The 16280-nt window shown below is 61.8% G+C and carries 12 protein-coding genes; 5 read left to right on the top strand and 7 right to left on the bottom strand.

Annotation, left to right across the window (positions count from 1 at the left end):
- Window positions 1-3: 3 nt before the first annotated feature.
- The 5 genes from pyrH to WP12_RS02975 all read right to left on the bottom strand — a co-directional run bounded on the left by pyrH (window position 4) and on the right by WP12_RS02975 (window position 4615).
- Window positions 4-717: a UMP kinase gene (pyrH, locus tag WP12_RS02995; protein ID WP_046192282.1), complete on the bottom strand. Its 714-nt coding sequence runs from the start codon at window positions 715-717 to the stop codon at window positions 4-6.
- 125 nt (window positions 718-842) lie between these two features.
- Complete coding sequence (tsf, locus tag WP12_RS02990) at window positions 843-1769, bottom strand: translation elongation factor Ts (RefSeq protein WP_046192281.1); 927 nt, start codon at window positions 1767-1769, stop codon at window positions 843-845.
- Between the two features lie 101 nt (window positions 1770-1870).
- Window positions 1871-2665, bottom strand: a complete 795-nt coding sequence (gene rpsB, locus WP12_RS02985) for a 30S ribosomal protein S2 (protein ID WP_046192280.1) — start codon at window positions 2663-2665, stop codon at window positions 1871-1873.
- A 399-nt stretch (window positions 2666-3064) separates the two neighbouring features.
- On the bottom strand, window positions 3065-3853 hold the full coding sequence (locus WP12_RS02980; RefSeq protein ID WP_046192301.1) for a CDP-alcohol phosphatidyltransferase family protein: 789 nt from the start codon (window positions 3851-3853) through the stop codon (window positions 3065-3067).
- A 27-nt stretch (window positions 3854-3880) separates the two neighbouring features.
- The gene (locus WP12_RS02975; protein WP_046192279.1) at window positions 3881-4615 is read right to left on the bottom strand and encodes a phosphatidylserine decarboxylase; all 735 of its coding nucleotides are present in this window, start codon (window positions 4613-4615) and stop codon (window positions 3881-3883) included.
- A gap of 288 nt (window positions 4616-4903) precedes the next feature.
- Here WP12_RS02975 and WP12_RS02970 point away from each other — a divergent pair, with 288 nt between their 5' ends.
- Entirely contained in the window at window positions 4904-6124 is a 1221-nt protein-coding gene (locus tag WP12_RS02970) for an NADP-dependent isocitrate dehydrogenase (RefSeq protein WP_046192278.1), read from the top strand.
- A 27-nt stretch (window positions 6125-6151) separates the two neighbouring features.
- Here WP12_RS02970 and WP12_RS02965 read toward each other — a convergent pair whose 3' ends face one another.
- Window positions 6152-7369 carry an FAD-dependent oxidoreductase gene (locus tag WP12_RS02965; protein ID WP_046192277.1) on the bottom strand — a complete coding sequence of 406 codons (1218 nt, stop codon included), beginning with the start codon at window positions 7367-7369 and terminating at the stop codon, window positions 6152-6154.
- A gap of 59 nt (window positions 7370-7428) precedes the next feature.
- Between WP12_RS02965 and WP12_RS02960 the strand changes: the two genes are divergently transcribed.
- A complete protein-coding gene (locus tag WP12_RS02960; protein ID WP_046192276.1) occupies window positions 7429-9219 on the top strand; it encodes a cation:proton antiporter domain-containing protein in 1791 nt (596 codons plus the stop codon).
- Window positions 9220-9237: 18 nt separating this feature from the next.
- Here WP12_RS02960 and WP12_RS02955 read toward each other — a convergent pair whose 3' ends face one another.
- Entirely contained in the window at window positions 9238-10908 is a 1671-nt protein-coding gene (locus tag WP12_RS02955) for an MFS transporter (protein WP_046192275.1), read from the bottom strand.
- A 477-nt stretch (window positions 10909-11385) separates the two neighbouring features.
- On the opposite strand from WP12_RS02955, the gene cas9 reads away from it, so the two are divergent.
- The 3 genes from cas9 to cas2 are packed head-to-tail and all read left to right on the top strand — an operon-like array spanning window position 11386 to window position 15652.
- Window positions 11386-14331: a type II CRISPR RNA-guided endonuclease Cas9 gene (cas9, locus tag WP12_RS02950; protein ID WP_327196185.1), complete on the top strand. Its 2946-nt coding sequence runs from the start codon at window positions 11386-11388 to the stop codon at window positions 14329-14331.
- A 44-nt stretch (window positions 14332-14375) separates the two neighbouring features.
- Window positions 14376-15308, top strand: coding sequence for a type II CRISPR-associated endonuclease Cas1 (cas1, locus tag WP12_RS02945; RefSeq protein WP_046192273.1), 933 nt, complete (start codon window positions 14376-14378; stop codon window positions 15306-15308).
- A 2-nt stretch (window positions 15309-15310) separates the two neighbouring features.
- Window positions 15311-15652, top strand: coding sequence for a CRISPR-associated endonuclease Cas2 (gene cas2 / locus WP12_RS02940; protein ID WP_046192272.1), 342 nt, complete (start codon window positions 15311-15313; stop codon window positions 15650-15652).
- Window positions 15653-16280 lie beyond the last annotated feature (628 nt).

Here is a 16280-nt window from a genome sequence, read left to right as displayed (position 1 = left end):
CCCTTAATTCTGGACGGTCGTGGCGGTGCCCGATCCGGCGAGCACTTGGGCCAGATTGCCCTGCTCCCGGATGTTGAATACCACGATCGGAATATTGTTGTCGCGGCACAGCGCGACGGCGCTCGCATCCATGACCTTCAGGTCGTCAGCGAGGACGCGGTTGAACGTGACGGTGTCGTAGCGCTTGGCATCGGGCACCTTCTTGGGATCGGCATCATAGACCCCGTCGACCGAGGTACCCTTGAACAGCGCATCGCAACGCATCTCGGCGGCGCGCAGGGCGGCCGCGCTGTCGGTCGTGAAATAGGGATTGCCGGTGCCCGCCGCGAAGATCACGATCCGTCCCTTGTCGAGGTGCCGTTCGGCGCGGCGGCGGATGAAGGGCTCGCACACCGTACTCATCGGAATGGCCGACTGGACGCGGGTGTCGACGCCGATCTGCTCGAGCGCATTCTGAACCGCGAGCGCGTTCATCACCGTGGCGAGCATTCCCATATAATCGGCGCTGGTCCGGTCGAATCCCTTGGCGGCCGCCGCCAGCCCACGGAAGATATTGCCCCCGCCGACGACGAGGCACAGCTCGTAATTTTCGGCGACATCGGCGATCTCACGGGCAACCCGGGCGACCGTGTCGGGATCGATCCCAAACTGGCCCTGTCCCATCAACACCTCACCCGACAGCTTCAGCAGGATACGTTTGAAGCGCGGACGGTCCATGGGTTCGGATCTCATTCGTTACAGGAAGCGGGGGCACCTTAGGCATAGCATCGCAGCCTGCCAAGCGTGCATGAAAAAGGCCCGCCCTCCCGGCTTTCGGCGGGAGGGCGGGCCTGATTTCGGCGTCAGCCCTTGGCAGCCGCGGCGACTTCGGCGGCGAAGTCGCTGGTTTCCTTCTCGATGCCTTCACCGAGCTGGAAGCGAACATAATCCTTGAGCGTGATCGATCCGCCGGCTGCCTTGGCGGCATTGGCGACGACCTGCGCGATCGGGGTCTTGTTGTCGATCACGAAGACCTGGCTGAGCAGCGCGTTTTCCTTGCGGAACTTGGCGACCGCGCCCTGAACCATCTTCTCGATGATCTCGGCGGGCTTGCCCGACTCGGCGGCCTTCTCGGCGGCGATCGCGCGCTCGCGCTCGATAACCGCCTGGTCGAGGCCGTCTTCGGTCAGCGACTGCGGGAAAGCTGCGGCGATATGCATCGCAACCTGCTTTCCGAGCGCTTCCATCGCGTCGACGGGCGCATCGCCCTCAAGCGCGACGAGAACGCCGATCTTGCCGAGGCCGGGCGATACGGCGTTGTGCATGTAGGACACGACCGCGCCCTTCGACACTTCGACGATCTTCGCGCGGCGCAGCGTCTGGTTCTCGCCGATCGTGGCGATGTTCGCGGTCAGCTTGTCGACGACCGAGCCCTCGCCGCCCGGATAGGCGGCGGCGCCCAGCGCGGCGATGTCGTCACCCGCCTTGAGCGCGAGCCCCGAGACGGTGCGGACGAAATCCTGGAACTGCTCGTTCTTCGCGACGAAATCGGTTTCCGAATTGACCTCGACAGCGGCGCCGCGGGTGCCCTCGACGGCAACGCCGACCAGACCCTCAGCCGCGGTGCGGCTCGACTTCTTGGCGGCAGTGGCAAGGCCCTTCGTGCGCAGCCAGTCGATCGCGGCGTCCATGTCGCCGTTGTTCTCGGTGAGCGCCTTCTTGCAGTCCATCATGCCCGCGCCCGATTTCTCGCGCAGTTCCTTGACGGCAGCAGCGGTGATCTCCGCCATATTCTTCTTCCTTCTTGCTTACGGGACGGGGGAAGGAACGTTCCCGCTCCCACCCCCGATCGTATCATGATTATGACACCGGCCAGCAGGCCGGAGCCGGATCAGCTTGCGGCGGTTTCCGCGACAGCCGGTTCCGCAACAGGTGCCGCGATTGCCGTCTCGACGGGCGGCACGACAGCCGCGCCGATGTCTTCACCACGCGACTGGCGCGCTTCGGTGCCACCGCGGGTCGCTGCCTCGGCAATCGACTCGCAATAGAGACGGATGGCGCGGGCGGCGTCGTCATTGGCGGGCACCGGAAAGGCGATGCCGTCGGGGCTGACGTTCGAATCGAGGATCGCGACAACCGGGATACCAAGCGTGTTGGCTTCCTTGATCGCCAGCTCTTCCTTGTTGGCGTCGATCACGAACATGACGTCCGGGATACCGTTCATGTCGCGGATGCCGCCGAGCGAAAGCTCGAACTTGTCGCGCTCACGGGTGAGCTGAAGGACTTCCTTCTTGGTCAGGCCGTGAGTGTCGCCCGACAGCTGCTCTTCCAGCGCCTTGAAGCGCTTGATCGATCCGGAGATCGTCTTCCAGTTGGTGAGCATGCCGCCCAGCCAGCGATGGTTGACATAATGCTGACCCGAACGGCGCGCGGCCTCTGCGATCGGCTCCTGCGCCTGGCGCTTGGTTCCGACGAACAGAACCTTGCCGCCATTCTGGACGGTCTGTGCGACGAACTCGAGCGCACGCGCGAACAGCGGCACGGTCTGCGAGAGGTCGATGATATGAACGCCATTGCGGTCTCCGAAGAGATACGGCTTCATTTTCGGATTCCAGCGGTGAGTCTGGTGGCCGAAATGTGCGCCGGCGTCGAGCAACGCCTGCATGGAGACGGTGGGAGCCGCCATAGGATTTTCTCCTTACCCGGTTGAACCTCTGCGGGGCGGGAACCGGGAAACCCGGCACCGGATTATGTGCCCCACATGTGGAATGGACGCGCCTTTATGCGACCCGCCGTGCAAAATCAAGGGTTGACAGTCCAGAACAAATAGTGAACATCAGGAACGGCACACCGTTTCAAGCGCTTTTCGGCACAGGAATCGCCGAGCCGTTGGGAACGGACGACAAAGGATGAAGACTCATGCTTCAGTTTTTTAGTCTTGTTTTGTTCTCCGGAGTTTTGGCCGTCTCGGTTGTGGCTATCGCTGCCACAGTAAAGGCCGAGCTTCCCTATATCCTGCGCGCGCTCGGTATTGATCCCGCACCGATGCCCCCGCTGCAGTCGACGCGCGAGCCGCGCGTCCGGATCATTCGCCCGGTGCAGCCTGCGGCGCGACAGGCGCTGCGCGCTGCCGCCTGACCCGGCCATAGGCGAAGGCGCTGAAGGGAATCGTTACAAGGTAGAACAGCATCAGGAAGCTGAGCGTATGCCAGGGCGCGGTGAACAGCGCCGCGCCGGCCATCGCCACAAGCAACAGCGCCGGCAGTCGCCAGGCGCGCGAGATATGGAGTGACGACCAGCTGTAGGTCGCGAGGTCCGAAATCATCAGGAAACCGATCAGCGCTGCCCATCCGCAGATGAAATAGGGATCGCGGAAGATGTCGAGACCGCTCCACAGCCACATCGCCACCGGCAGGAGCATCATTCCCGCCCCGGTCGGCGCGGGAACGCCGGTCAGGAAGCCGGCGGTCTTGCGCGGATGCTCGGCGCTGTCGATCGAGGCGTTGAAGCGAGCGAGGCGCAGCGCGGCGCAGACCGCATAACCGAGCGCGAATATCCATCCAAAGCGCGGAATCTCGTTCAGCGACCAGAGAAACATGATGATCGCGGGCGAAACGCCGAAGGCGATTACGTCCGACAGCGAATCAAGCTCCGCACCGAAGCGGCTTTCGCCCTTCAGCAGCCGCGCGATCCGGCCGTCGAGGCCGTCGAGTATGCCGGCGATCAGGATCGCGAACAAAGCCCGTTCCCAGTCCCCGGCAATCGCGAAGCGCACCCCGGTGAGGCCCGAGCACAGGGCAAGCGCGGTCACGGCGTTGGGCGCGACGGCCCGCGCGGGGATGCCGCGCCTGATATGTACCCGGCGACCGCGCATCATGGCTTCATCCTTGCCCTATATGTCCTACTGCGCCGCGCCGACGGTCCGGTCGGATTCGCCGAGCCGGGCGATGACCGTCTCCCCGGCGATCGTCCGCTGACCCAGCGTTACGCGATGGCCAGTGCCGGCCGGCAGATAGACGTCGACCCGACTGCCGAACCGGATCAGGCCGATCCGCTGCCCCAGGCCGACGATATCGCCTGCCTTGACGAAGGGAACGATGCGCCGCGCCACAAGTCCGGCGATCTGCGTGAAGCCGATGCGGGTGCCGTCGATAGCCTCGACCAGGATATGCTGACGTTCATTCTCTTCACTGGCCTTGTCGAGGTCGGCGTTGAGGAAGCTCCCCGGAATGTAGGCAACCTTGCGGACCGTGCCCGCAATCGGGGTGCGATTGATATGGACGTCGAACACCGACATGAAGATGGAGACGCGGGTCATCGGCGCATCGCCAAGCCCATCCTCGCCCGCCATCTCACGCGGCGGCGGCACCGTGGTGATCATCGTCACCAGACCGTCGGCGGGCGCGATCACCAGCCCCTCCCCGGTCGGTGTGGTGCGGATCGGATCGCGGAAGAATGCCGCGACCCAGACGGTGATGCCCGCCATAGGCCAGGCGAGCGTTTCCCAGGCGAGCAATGCGAAGACGAGTGCGATTACCGCGGCGAGCAGGACGAACTTGCGGCCTTCGGGGTGCACGCCGGGCCAGCGCCACTTGACCGAAGTGGTTCCGATGTCGGGTTTATCGAGTGATGTCATGACGCCATCCTAGAGCCTGATCGTCTGAGGTGGAAGCGCTTTGCGCTTCCGCTGATGACGTGAATCAGGCTCTATACGATGGCTGGACCTTGATTCACGTTTTCAGGCTTTTCAGCCTGAAACGATCAAGGTCTAGGGCTCTGCGCGGGCACTGACAATCGTTGCCGCCGCGTTCCTGTTCCGGGCTTCCTCGCGAAATGCCTGATAAATCGACGCGGCCACAGTTGATCCGGGGGATTTCGTGTCTTAGGGACCACCCGCATTATCCCTCCCCGGAGACTGAGAAACATGGCGAAGATCAAGGTGAAGACCCCGGTCGTCGAACTCGACGGCGACGAGATGACCCGGATCATCTGGCAGTGGATTCGCGAGCGCCTGATTCTTCCCTATCTCGACATCGATCTCAAATATTATGATCTCTCGGTCGAGAAGCGTGACGAGACCGCCGACCAGATCACGATCGACAGCGCCAAGGCGATCCAGAAATATGGCGTCGGCGTGAAGTGCGCGACGATCACCCCCGACGAGCAGCGCGTCGAGGAGTTCAAGCTCAAGAAGATGTGGAAGTCGCCCAACGGCACGATCCGCAACATCCTGGGCGGCGTCGTTTTCCGCGAGCCGATCGTGATCAAGAACGTCCCCAGGCTGGTGCCGGGCTGGACCGACCCGATCGTCGTCGGCCGTCATGCATTCGGCGACCAGTATCGCGCCACCGACTTCCTCGTCCCCGGCCCCGGCAAGCTGCGGATGATCTGGGAAGGCGAGAATGGCGAGAAGATCGAGCATGAAGTGTTCGACTATCCCACGTCGGGCGTCGCGATGGGCATGTACAATCTGGACGAATCGATTCGCGATTTCGCCCGAGCCAGCATGAACTATGCGTTCGACCGCAAATGGCCGCTCTATCTGTCGACCAAGAACACCATCCTCAAGGCCTATGATGGCCGGTTCAAGGACTTGTTCCAGGAAGTGTTCGACGCCGAGTTCGCCGACAAGTTCAAGGCCGCGAACATCGTCTACGAGCACCGCCTGATCGACGACATGGTCGCTTCGGCGCTCAAGTGGAGCGGCAAGTTCGTCTGGGCCTGCAAGAATTATGACGGCGACGTCCAGTCGGATACCGTCGCGCAGGGCTTCGGCTCCCTCGGCTTGATGACCTCGGTGCTGATGTCGCCCGATGGCAAGACGATCGAGGCCGAGGCCGCGCACGGCACAGTGACGCGCCATTACCGCATGCACCAGCAGGGCAAGCAGACCTCGACCAATCCGATCGCCTCGATCTTCGCCTGGACGCAGGGCCTGCAGTTCCGCGGCAAGTTCGACGAGACGCCCGATGTGGTGAAGTTCGCCGAGACGCTTGAGCGTATATGCATCGAGACGGTCGAAAAGGGCGGCATGACCAAGGATCTCGCGATCCTGATCGGCCCCGACCAGCCCTGGATGACGACCGAGCAGTTCTTCGAGGAAATCCGCCTGAACCTCGAAAAGGAAATGTCCACCTGGGCGTAAGCTCGGTTCAACTCTGAGATTTGGGCGTCATTCCATTGGAATGGCGCTCTTTTTCATTGGCGAACGAATATGCTCGCGCCGCACGCCCAGCCCGACCACTCGCGCGGGGATGCGCTGCAGGATCGGGAAGCGGTCAAGCATCCTGAGCGCGAACGGCGCCTTCATCTTCGCGGTGGCGCCGAGCGCCGGGCCGAGCACGCTGGCATGGACCGCGCGTTGCATTCCCTGGATGACGCGGACGGGAAACAGCCGGCGCTTCTGCACGTCGTTCAACAGCTGATCGACTGGCTCGTCCTGCGATAGCGGCAAGGCAAGTATATTGGCGGCGGCGACCGCATCCTGAATGGCCAGGTTGATCCCCACCCCGCCGACCGGCGACATGGCATGCGCCGCATCGCCGATCGCGAGCAGGCCGGGCCGATGCCAACGGGTCAGCCGGTCGAGCGACACCGCCAGCAGCTTCACGTCGTCCCAGGATGTGATCGCGCCAAGATCACCGGCGATTTCGGGCACGGCAGACGCGACCCGCCTGCGAAAGGCGTCGATCCCCTCGGCACGAATTTTGTCGGCCCCGCCCTTGGCGAAGACGAACGCGCATTGCCAGTAATCGCCGCGGTCGATCATCGCGATCACCGTGCCCGGCGAAAACTGCCCGGCGGTCTCGTTGCGTGGGCTCCGCTGCTTCGGCACCCTGAACCAGAAGACGTCGATCGGTGCGCCGAGATCCTGCTTTTCGAGACCCGCCGCATCGCGCAGGACCGATCCGCGTCCATCCGCCGCGATCACCAGATCGGCGCCGATCTCCTCCCCGCCGGCCAGGCGCACGCCGCTCACCCTGCCCGCCTGCTCGGTCAATCCCGCGACTTCGGCATCCATCCGCAGCGAGAAGCACGGATAGGCCGCCGCCGCGTCGCGGACGAAATCGAGGAAATGCCATTGCGGCATCATCACCATATAGCGGTGGCGGACCGGCAAATGGGTGAGGTCGGCGACGCGATAATAGCGTCCGTCGACACGCGCGCTGATGTCCGTGACCTTGTCATGCTCGCGGGCGAGCAGCGCGTTGGCAAGGCCAAGTTCGTCGAACAGCGCGATCGTCGAGGGATGAACGGTATCGCCGCGAAAATCGCGCAGGAAATCGCCATGCTTCTCGATCACGAGCGTCTCGACGCCGGCGCGGGCGAACAACAGTCCCGCCATCATCCCCGCCGGTCCGCCGCCGGCAATCACCAGTCGCTTATGCATCACCGAAACCCTCCCCTGATGGCTGGCAATTTTGTTGCGTTGCAGCCACTATCGCCCCCATGGCCTTTTCACTCACCTCGGCAGCCTTCAGCGACACATTGGTCATTCTCGGGGCGGCGGGGCTCGTTATCCCCGCCTTTACACGATTCAGGATCAGCCCCGTCATCGGTTTCATCCTGGTCGGCGCACTGGTCGGTCCCAATGCGCTGGGCCATCTGATCGATGATGTCCCCTGGCTCTATTATGTGACGATCAGCGACCCGCACGCGATCGAGCCTTTCGCGGAATTCGGCATCATATTGCTGCTCTTTTCAATCGGGCTCGAACTCAGCTTCCGGCGATTATGGGGCATGCGCCGCGCAGTGTTCGGGCTCGGCTCATCGAAGCTGCTGCTCTCGGCCGGGATCATCGGCGTCGGCCTGTGGGTGTTCGGCGAGCTGCCCGGCGGCGCGCTCGGTCTCGGCCTTGCGCTGGCGTTGTCCTCCACGGCGCTGGTGCTGCCGATGGTCGGCACGACCGGCGCGGTCGGCAAGCGCGCCTTCGCGATCCTGCTGCTTGAGGATCTCGCGCTGGTGCCGATCATCTTCATCCTCGGCGCGCTCGCCCCCTATGGCGACAATGCCGGTTGGGACGGCCTGCTGCGCACGCTCGCCATCGGTTTCGTGGTGATTGCGGCGATGATGATCGGCGGGCGCTTCCTCCTGCCGCGCCTGTTTGCCCAGGCCGCGCGCGCGAAGAACCCGGAGATGTTCCTGTCGGCGAGCCTGCTCGTCGTCATCCTGGCCAGCATCGCCACCACGGCCGCCGGTCTGTCTCCCATCGTCGGCGCGCTGATCGCCGGCCTGCTGATCGCCGAGACCGACTATCATGCCGAGGTCGAGCTTGTCACAGCGCCGTTCAAGGGGCTCGCACTCGGCATTTTCCTGATCACCGTCGGCATGTCGCTCGATCCGGCAATGCTCCTCGCCAACTGGCACGAACTCGCGCTCGCGGTCGTCGCGGTGGTGATCGTCAAGGCGCTGATCACCGCGCTGCTGTTGCGCTTCTGGGGCGCCAAGCGCGCGGTCGCGGCGGAAACCGGGCTGCTGATGTCCTCGCCATCGGAAACGACGCTGATCGTGCTCGGCGTGGCGGCGCAGGCGCGGCTGATCGCGCCCGCGGACGCCGCCTTCTGGCAGGTCGTTACCGCCATCGGCCTGACGATCACGCCGATCCTCGCGAAGGTCGGGCATGATCTCGCCCGCAAATTCGACGATCGCGAGAGCCAGCCCGATCCCAATATCCCCGCCTCGGTTCAGGGCCGCGCGATCATCGCCGGCTTCGGCCGGGTCGGCCGACTGGTCGCGCAGATGCTCGACGCGCACGGACGCCCCTATCTCGCGGTCGACGCCGATATCGACGCGGTGATCAGCGCGCGACGCCGGGGCTATGACATCATGTTCGGCGATATCGCCCGCCCCGGCATGATCGAGCATCTCGATCTCGCCAGCGCCAGTGCCCTAGTCCTGACGATGGACGATCCGGTCCAGCTCGTTCGGATCACCCGTTACGCCCGTCAGCTCCATCCCGAGCTGACGATCGTCGCCCGCGCGCGCGATCCCAACCACGCCGCCGAGCTCTATCGCGCCGGCGCGACCGATGCGGTGCCCGAGACGCTCGAATCCTCGCTTCAGCTGTCGGAAGCGGTGCTGGTCGACCTCGGCGTGGCGATGGGCCCGGTCATCGCGTCGATCCATGAGAAACGCGCCGAACTACGCTCCAAGATCATGGAGATGGGGCAGATCGGCCGCCTGCCCCGCCTCGGCGGCCGCCGCCTTGGCGATGAGGACATCGACGAACCGGCGGCCTGATGTCCGCTTAGGGCTGCGTCACTGATCGATGTCGCGCTTATATGTCTCCGGCAGAAAGACGAGGCCGATGACCACGGTCGCCGATGCGACGATGATCGGATACCACAGGCCGTAATATATATCGCCCGTGGCGGCGACCATCGCGAACACCACCGTCGGCAGGAAGCCGCCGAACCAGCCATTGCCGATATGATAGGGCAACGACATCGACGTGTAGCGAATCCGGCTGGGAAACAGTTCGACGAGCAGCGCCGCGATCGGCCCGTAGACCATCGTCACCAGCAGCACGAGCATGGTCAGGATCATCACGACCTTCGGCTTGTCGATCGCTGCGGGATCCGCCTTGGCGGGATAGCCGGCCGCCCGGAGCACGGCCCCCGCCTCGCCCTGGAACGCCTCGATCGCGGCCTTGCGCTCGGCCCCATGCGCCTTCGCAGGATCGGGCGCGGCGATGCTCGTGCCGCCGATCCGGATCGACGCGATCGTCCCGGCGGGCGCCTCGACATTGCTATAGCTGACGCCGCCCTTGGCAAGGAACGCCTTGACGATGTCGCAGCTCCTGGCATCGAACTTGTTCTTGCCGATCGGGTCGAACTGGACCGAGCAGTCGCCGTCATGCGCGAATACCGTGACCGGGGCCGTCGCCTGCGCGCGCGCCAGCGCCGGGTTGGCGGCCTCGGTCAGCGCGCTGAACAATGGGAAATAGCTCATCGCCGCGATCGCACAGCCCACCAAAATGATCGGCTTGCGCCCGATCCGGTCGGACAGCCATCCGAAGAACACGAAAGCAGGCGTGGCGATGGCGAGCGCGATCGCCGTCAGGATATTGGTGGTCGCGCCATCGACCTTGAGCGTCTTTTCCAGGAAGAACAGCGCATAGAACTGGCCGGTGTACCAGACCACCGCCTGCCCCGCGACCGCGCCGGTCAGCGCGATGATCACCCATTTCAGATTGCCCCAGCGCGCAAAGGCCTCGGTCAGCGGCGCCTTGGAGGTGGTGCCCTCGTCCTTCATCTTCTGAAAGACCGGGCTCTCGGCGAGTTGCAGGCGGATCCACATCGATACGCCAAGCAGGATGATCGACAGCAGGAACGGCATCCGCCAGCCCCAGTCGCCAAAAGCATCCTCGCCCAGCGTGAAGCGGACCCCGATGACGACCAGCAGCGCGGCAAACAGGCCAAGCGTTGCGGTGGTCTGGATCCAGCTGGTATAGAGCCCGCGCTTGTTGTTCGGCGCATGCTCGGCGACATAGGTCGCCGCCCCGCCATATTCCCCGCCCAGCGCCAGCCCCTGCAACAGACGCAGCGCCACCAGGATGATCGGGGCCGCCACCCCGATCGTCTCATAGGAGGGCAACAGCCCGACCGCGAAGGTCGAGAGGCCCATGATCCCCATCGTGACGAGGAAGGTGTTCTTGCGCCCGACCAGATCGCCGATCCGGCCAAACACCAGCGCGCCGAAGGGACGAACCGCAAACCCCGCCGCGAACGCACCCAGCGCGAGGATAAACCCCGTGGTCTCGTTCACCCCCGAGAAGAATTTGGCCGAGATGAACGTCGCCAGCAGGCCGTAAAGATAGAAGTCATACCATTCGAACACGGTGCCGAGCGACGAGGCAGCGATGACCAGCTTCTCATTCTGCGTGGCGCGATGATGCTTCGGACCCGATCCTTCGGACGCTGACGCCATATTCACCCTCTCCTGCTCGGCCGCGCCATGTTTCGGCGAATTTTTCGGATAAGACCAGAGGCGGGTATCCGTCGGAAGATGATATGAGAGGGTGCCGTCCCGATGACTGCTTCGCGCCCCAACTGTGGTCACTCGGGAGAGACCTTCGCGTCAGAAAAGCTGCTCCCATCAAAAGAGTCAATTCACACTCAGTCATTGAACTGATGTCGTTAGATCAATCGCCGCGCTGCGGCGAAGTTTGTGCAGCAGTGTGGCACCCAAGCTCCACCCTTACCGGGTACTCGGGGAAGCCGAAACCATGCACTTGATCGAAGCGTCTAGCGTGAATGCCCACGGCGATTCCCGCTAAACGCCGGGGATAATAGCCATCACGAAACAAAAAAGGCGAGGCCGTAGCCTCGCCCTTATTTGGTGCAGTTAAACTGCTTGTTAACAGCCAGCCTGCGATTTCTGAGTTATCAGTTTCAGCCGTATCGGATGAGATGTCAATTGCCTGTTTCGGCCGCGTCTGCCACCCTTCAGAAAAGAGGGGGGCGGATGCGCCGACTAGGGCTAGATATCGGGACGAACAGCATCGGCTGGTGCTTGACCGAAGACGACAGCCGTATCGTCGACATCGGCGCCCGCATCTTTTCCGATGGGCGCGATCCACAGTCAGGTACATCGCTAGCAGTGGACCGCCGCGAAGCACGTGCCGCCCGGCGGCGGCGTGATCGCTATCTTGGAAGGCGCTCCTCCTTTCTGGAAGCCTTGGTCGCTCATGGATTGATGCCAGATGATGCCGATGAAGCGCAGATGGTTGCACAGCGCGATCCCTATCCCCTGCGCGCCCGCGCGCTGGACGAAAAGCTGGCGCCCATCGAAATTGGTCGGGTGCTATTTCACCTGAACCAACGACGGGGTTTCAAGTCCAATCGCAAGGCCGAGCGCAAGAGTGGGGACAACGAGGAAGGTAAGATCGCGAGTGCCGCTCGCGGGCTTGATGAAGCGATGGCCGAAGCGGGTACCGACACACTCGGCCAGTTTCTAGCTGGTCTGGAAACCAAGCGCGTCAGAATGAACGGCGAAAATCAAACTTATGATTTTTACCCTCAGCGCCGCCATATCGAATACGAGTTTGGGCGCATTTGGGAAGAGCAGGCGAAGCATCATCCGACTCTGCTGACGGATGCGGCGCGAGCCGAGCTACACCGCATCCTGTTCTTTCAGCGTCCGTTGAAGGAGCAAGCGATCGGCATTTGCACGTTCGTTCACAACGAATTTCGGTTGGCCAGGGCTCATCCGCTGTTTCAGGAGCGCCGGTTATATGAGGAGGTAAATCAGCTTGAGATAACGACACCCGGAGCACCGAACCGCAAGCTGAAGATGGACGAACGCGATCGGCTGATTCTCAAGCTGCGCGGGGTGAGGGCCGCCAATTTCGAAAGCCTCGGCAGATTGCTCAAGCTGGAACCCGGACAGAGCTTCAACAAGGCCAGCGAAACCCGCACCCAGTTAGCAGGTAATGAGGTCCATGCGACCCTGTCGGACAAGAAGCGCTTCGGAAACTCCTGGGAGCATTTTGATCGCGCGCGGCAGTGGAAGATTATCGAGCGCCTGATGGAGGAGGAAAACCCCGACACACTCCATGAATTCCTTACTGGGGAGTGCGGACTGGATGACGAGCGCGCTGACACGACTGCCAAGGCCTCCTTGCCAGAAGGTTATGGCCGCCTCGGTATAAACGCCACGTCCCGAATTTTGGATGAGCTGAAGAAGGAAGTCATCACCTATGCCGAGGCGGTGGGCCGAGCTGGCTGGCATCATACAGATAACCGCACGGGCGAGATCCTAAGTCAGCTGCCCTACTACGGCGAATTACTGACCCGACATATTCCGCCTGGGACTCAGGACCCGAACGACCCCCCAGAAAAGCGCTGGGGTAAGATCACCAACCCCACGGTCCATATCGGGCTCCGCCAGCTCGAAAAACTCATGAACGCTATCATCACCTTACATGGTCGGCCCAACGAGATAGTTGTCGAGTTGGCGCGCGAACTCAAACTCAACGAAAAGGACAAGGAAGAACATAACCGGCGCATCCGCCGAGATACGGCTGCGGCTCAGGCGCGCTCCAAGAAGCTGGAAACCGAGGGCTTCGTAGACAATGGAGCAAACCGAGCGCTGCTGCGGATTTGGGAAGAACTCAATCCCGCCAATCCGCTGGATCGACGATGCCCCTATTGCGGCGAACCGATCGGGATGCGGATGCTTTTTTCCGGCGAAGCCGACATTGACCATATTCTCCCTTATTCTCGAACATTGGACGACAGCATTGGCAACAAGAGCGAAGGCAATGTCTACGTTATTCCGGGTCGAATGACAGCGATGCTCCGCCGACTGTGGGGACTGAACAGCCTGTTGCCCGATCATAATATCGTCGAAAACAAGCATAGTGACGCGCCCAAGAACCGGCTCGATCATCGACACCACGCGATTGATGCCGCTGTTGTCGCTGTGACGACGCGAGGATTGATGCAGCGGATCGCACGTACCGCAGGATTGGCTGAGGACAGGAATCTGGATCGTTTGTTCGAAGGTCTGGATCAACCTTGGGCCGGCTTTCGCGAGGAGCTTGGTGAACGATTGTCGGCGGTCGTGGTCAGCCACAAGCCAGACCACGGCCGCAAGGGGCGTCCCTTACCCGGCAAAGATATGACGGCGGGCCGACTGCACAATGACACGGCTTACGGGCTTACGGGTGAGGTGAACGCCAAGGGCGTTCCTGTCGTTGTGCACCGGGTCCCCCTCATGAGCCTGAAATCCACCGATCTAACCGACCCCGATCGCATTGCCGATAAAGCGTTGCGTGACGCGCTCTACCGCGCAACCGAGGGTTCGACTGGCAAGGACTATGAGGCGGCACTAGTGCGCTTTGCGAAGCAAGACCGGGTCTTCGGTGGCATTCGTCGTATACGCGTTCGCGAGCCGCTCAATGTCATTACCATCAAGGATCAAAGCGGACGGGTCTACAAAGCCTATAAGGGTGACGCAAACGCGCGTTTCGACGTCTGGCAGCTACCCGGTGGCAAATGGGTGTCTGATGTTGTGCCAATGTTCGACGCGCATCAGGTGGGTCAAGCGGACCGGCGGCCACACCCCGCTGCCCGGAAAATCCTAAGCTTGCACCAGAATGACATGCTCGCGATCGAGCGCAATGGCGGACCGCGCGAGATTGTCCGCGTCGTCAAATTCTCGACCAACGGCAGTTTGCATTTAGCTCCATCCACGGAAGCCGGGCCGTTGAAGGCGCGCGATGCGACACCTTCGGATGTCGATCCTTTCAAATATATCAACTCATCGGCCGGCGGTCTTAAAAGGGTCCAAGCACGCCAGGTGCGGGTAGACCCGCTGGGACGGATTTTTGATCCCGGACCTCGCTGACGGGAGTTTGGTCGCCGTCATTTTCTGAAACGGGAGAAGGATATATGGACCGCATAGTCGATATTGCGACTGACGGGCTCCATATATCTTCCTATCGCGGCTTTCTGATCGTGACGCAGGAGCGTGAAGAGATTGGGCGGGTCCCGCTCGATGATATCCATGCCGTCATGGTCCACGCTCATGGTTGCACTTGGACCAGCAATCTGGTCGTAGCCCTCGCCGAACGCGGAGCACCGATCATATTCTGCGGATCAAACCACTCCCCCGTGGCGGTAACGCTTCCGATCGATGGCCACCATGCTCAGAATGGGAAGATGAGGGCGCAGTGGGAGGCCGGGCGGCCACTGGCCAAACAGCTCTGGCGGCGCATCGTGGTTGCCAAGATCAAGATGCAAGGATCGCTGCTTGCCGCTCGTGCCGTTTCGGAATCCAGTTCCTTCGACCTACTCGCCCGCAGGGTCCGATCCGGCGATCCGGATAATATGGAGGCACAGGCGGCGCGCCGATACTGGCCTGCACTGATGGGACCTGATTTTCGCCGAGATCGAAAGGGGGGCGGCACGAATGCTCTGCTCAACTATGGCTATGCGGTAATGCGCGCAACGGTAGCTCGCGCGGTTGTGGCTGCAGGATTGCATCCGACCGTCGGTATCCACCATGAGCATCGCGGGAACGCCTTTGCGCTGGCCGACGATCTGATCGAACCGTTCCGGCCGTTGGTCGATGCTTTGGTAATGTCCATGATTGGTCAGGGTGCGGAAGCGTTGGACCCGCCGCTGAAGCGCCGCTTTGCCAAACTGATCGCGTTCGATGTGCGCATGGCTGGCGTAACTTCTCCCGTATCTGTGGCGGCGCAGCGGCTTGCCCAGTCGTTGGCGCACAGCTTCGAGACAGGGGTTGCCACCCTGATGCTCTTTGACCCGCCGACATCAGCGGACTGGACGACACTTTCTAGAACGCTCGCCGATATTGAATAGGAATGCCCCATGGGTCACACCTGAGTGGTTACCGGCTGATGTGGATATTCGTCATGTTTGATCTACCGGTAGGCTCAGCGAAACAATCTCGGGAGGCAACCAAATTCCGCGAATTCCTGCTCGATCAGGGTTTTGAGATGAGCCAATTTTCGGTCTATACACGTTTTTGTAACGGGGTTGATAGTTACGAGACCCATTTGAAGCGGATCGAGCGCCACCTCCCGGAAAAGGGGGACGTGCACGTCCTAACCTTCACCGACAAACAATATGAAAACATCGTCAGATTTTCGGGCCAGCGCCGCAAGCGGCAGACAAAAAACCCGCATCAACTAGCCCTATTTTGATCTTTAACGCAGTTCCCGCTAGCCCTGACGTGGCATTTTACCGTTCTAAAATAATAACTTGTACCCACATCAGGTCTAGCAGTTCAGAAATCGCAGGCCAACCGCAACTGCTGTGTCGGCTGTGTCGGGGTGGGGCAAGGTCTAGCAGTTCAGAAATCGCAGGCCAACCGCAACTCCGAAGCGCATCGCCAAGCACGGCGGTCAGGTCTAGCAGTTCAGAAATCGCAGGCAAACCGCAACGTGGCAATGGGCGGGGTGGCGAGGGATGCGGGGTCTAGCAGTTCAGAAATCGCAGGCCAACCGCAACTCCCGCCTGATCAGCGAGGAAAGGGTTTGAGTCTAGCAGTTCAGAAATCGCAGGCCAACCGTCGAGATACGGACAGGGATGCCTGTTGAATTTCTCGTGCCACCTTGGCTCATGCGACAATGTTCAAGGATTCGGCGATCGGCCTCCGTCGCTGCAAACCGGCTCCGTAATCGGGAAGCAAAGCAGATCCCGACATACTCTGGCAGCAGATCTTAGCCGAACGTGTAGCGCTGCGACTGCCTCCCCAAATAACGGCTATATAGTGGACGAGACCCAAAACCCGACAGTCCCCTCTCGGCCCAGATTCTGACCTAGCAATCC

Source organism: Sphingomonas sp. SRS2, assembly GCF_000971055.1.
Lineage (GTDB): Bacteria > Pseudomonadota > Alphaproteobacteria > Sphingomonadales > Sphingomonadaceae > Rhizorhabdus.
Note: the sequence above shows the minus strand (reverse complement) of the source record. Positions and strands in the feature narration are given on the sequence as shown.

Bases quoted from the DNA above. Each gene is read 5' to 3' on its own strand.
- cas2 (WP_046192272.1), top strand. From the start codon at position 15,311: ATGCCCCATGGGTCACACCTGAGTGGTTACCGGCTGATGTGGATATTC.
- cas9 (WP_327196185.1), top strand. From the start codon at position 11,386: ATGAGATGTCAATTGCCTGTTTCGGCCGCGTCTGCCACCCTTCAGAAA.
- WP12_RS02965 (WP_046192277.1), bottom strand. From the start codon at position 7,369: ATGCATAAGCGACTGGTGATTGCCGGCGGCGGACCGGCGGGGATGATG.
- cas1 (WP_046192273.1), top strand. From the start codon at position 14,376: ATGGACCGCATAGTCGATATTGCGACTGACGGGCTCCATATATCTTCC.
- WP12_RS02960 (WP_046192276.1), top strand. From the start codon at position 7,429: ATGGCCTTTTCACTCACCTCGGCAGCCTTCAGCGACACATTGGTCATT.
- WP12_RS02975 (WP_046192279.1), bottom strand. From the start codon at position 4,615: ATGACATCACTCGATAAACCCGACATCGGAACCACTTCGGTCAAGTGG.
- WP12_RS02970 (WP_046192278.1), top strand. From the start codon at position 4,904: ATGGCGAAGATCAAGGTGAAGACCCCGGTCGTCGAACTCGACGGCGAC.
- WP12_RS02955 (WP_046192275.1), bottom strand. From the start codon at position 10,908: ATGGCGTCAGCGTCCGAAGGATCGGGTCCGAAGCATCATCGCGCCACG.
- rpsB (WP_046192280.1), bottom strand. From the start codon at position 2,665: ATGGCGGCTCCCACCGTCTCCATGCAGGCGTTGCTCGACGCCGGCGCA.
- pyrH (WP_046192282.1), bottom strand. From the start codon at position 717: ATGGACCGTCCGCGCTTCAAACGTATCCTGCTGAAGCTGTCGGGTGAG.
- WP12_RS02980 (WP_046192301.1), bottom strand. From the start codon at position 3,853: ATGCGCGGTCGCCGGGTACATATCAGGCGCGGCATCCCCGCGCGGGCC.
- tsf (WP_046192281.1), bottom strand. From the start codon at position 1,769: ATGGCGGAGATCACCGCTGCTGCCGTCAAGGAACTGCGCGAGAAATCG.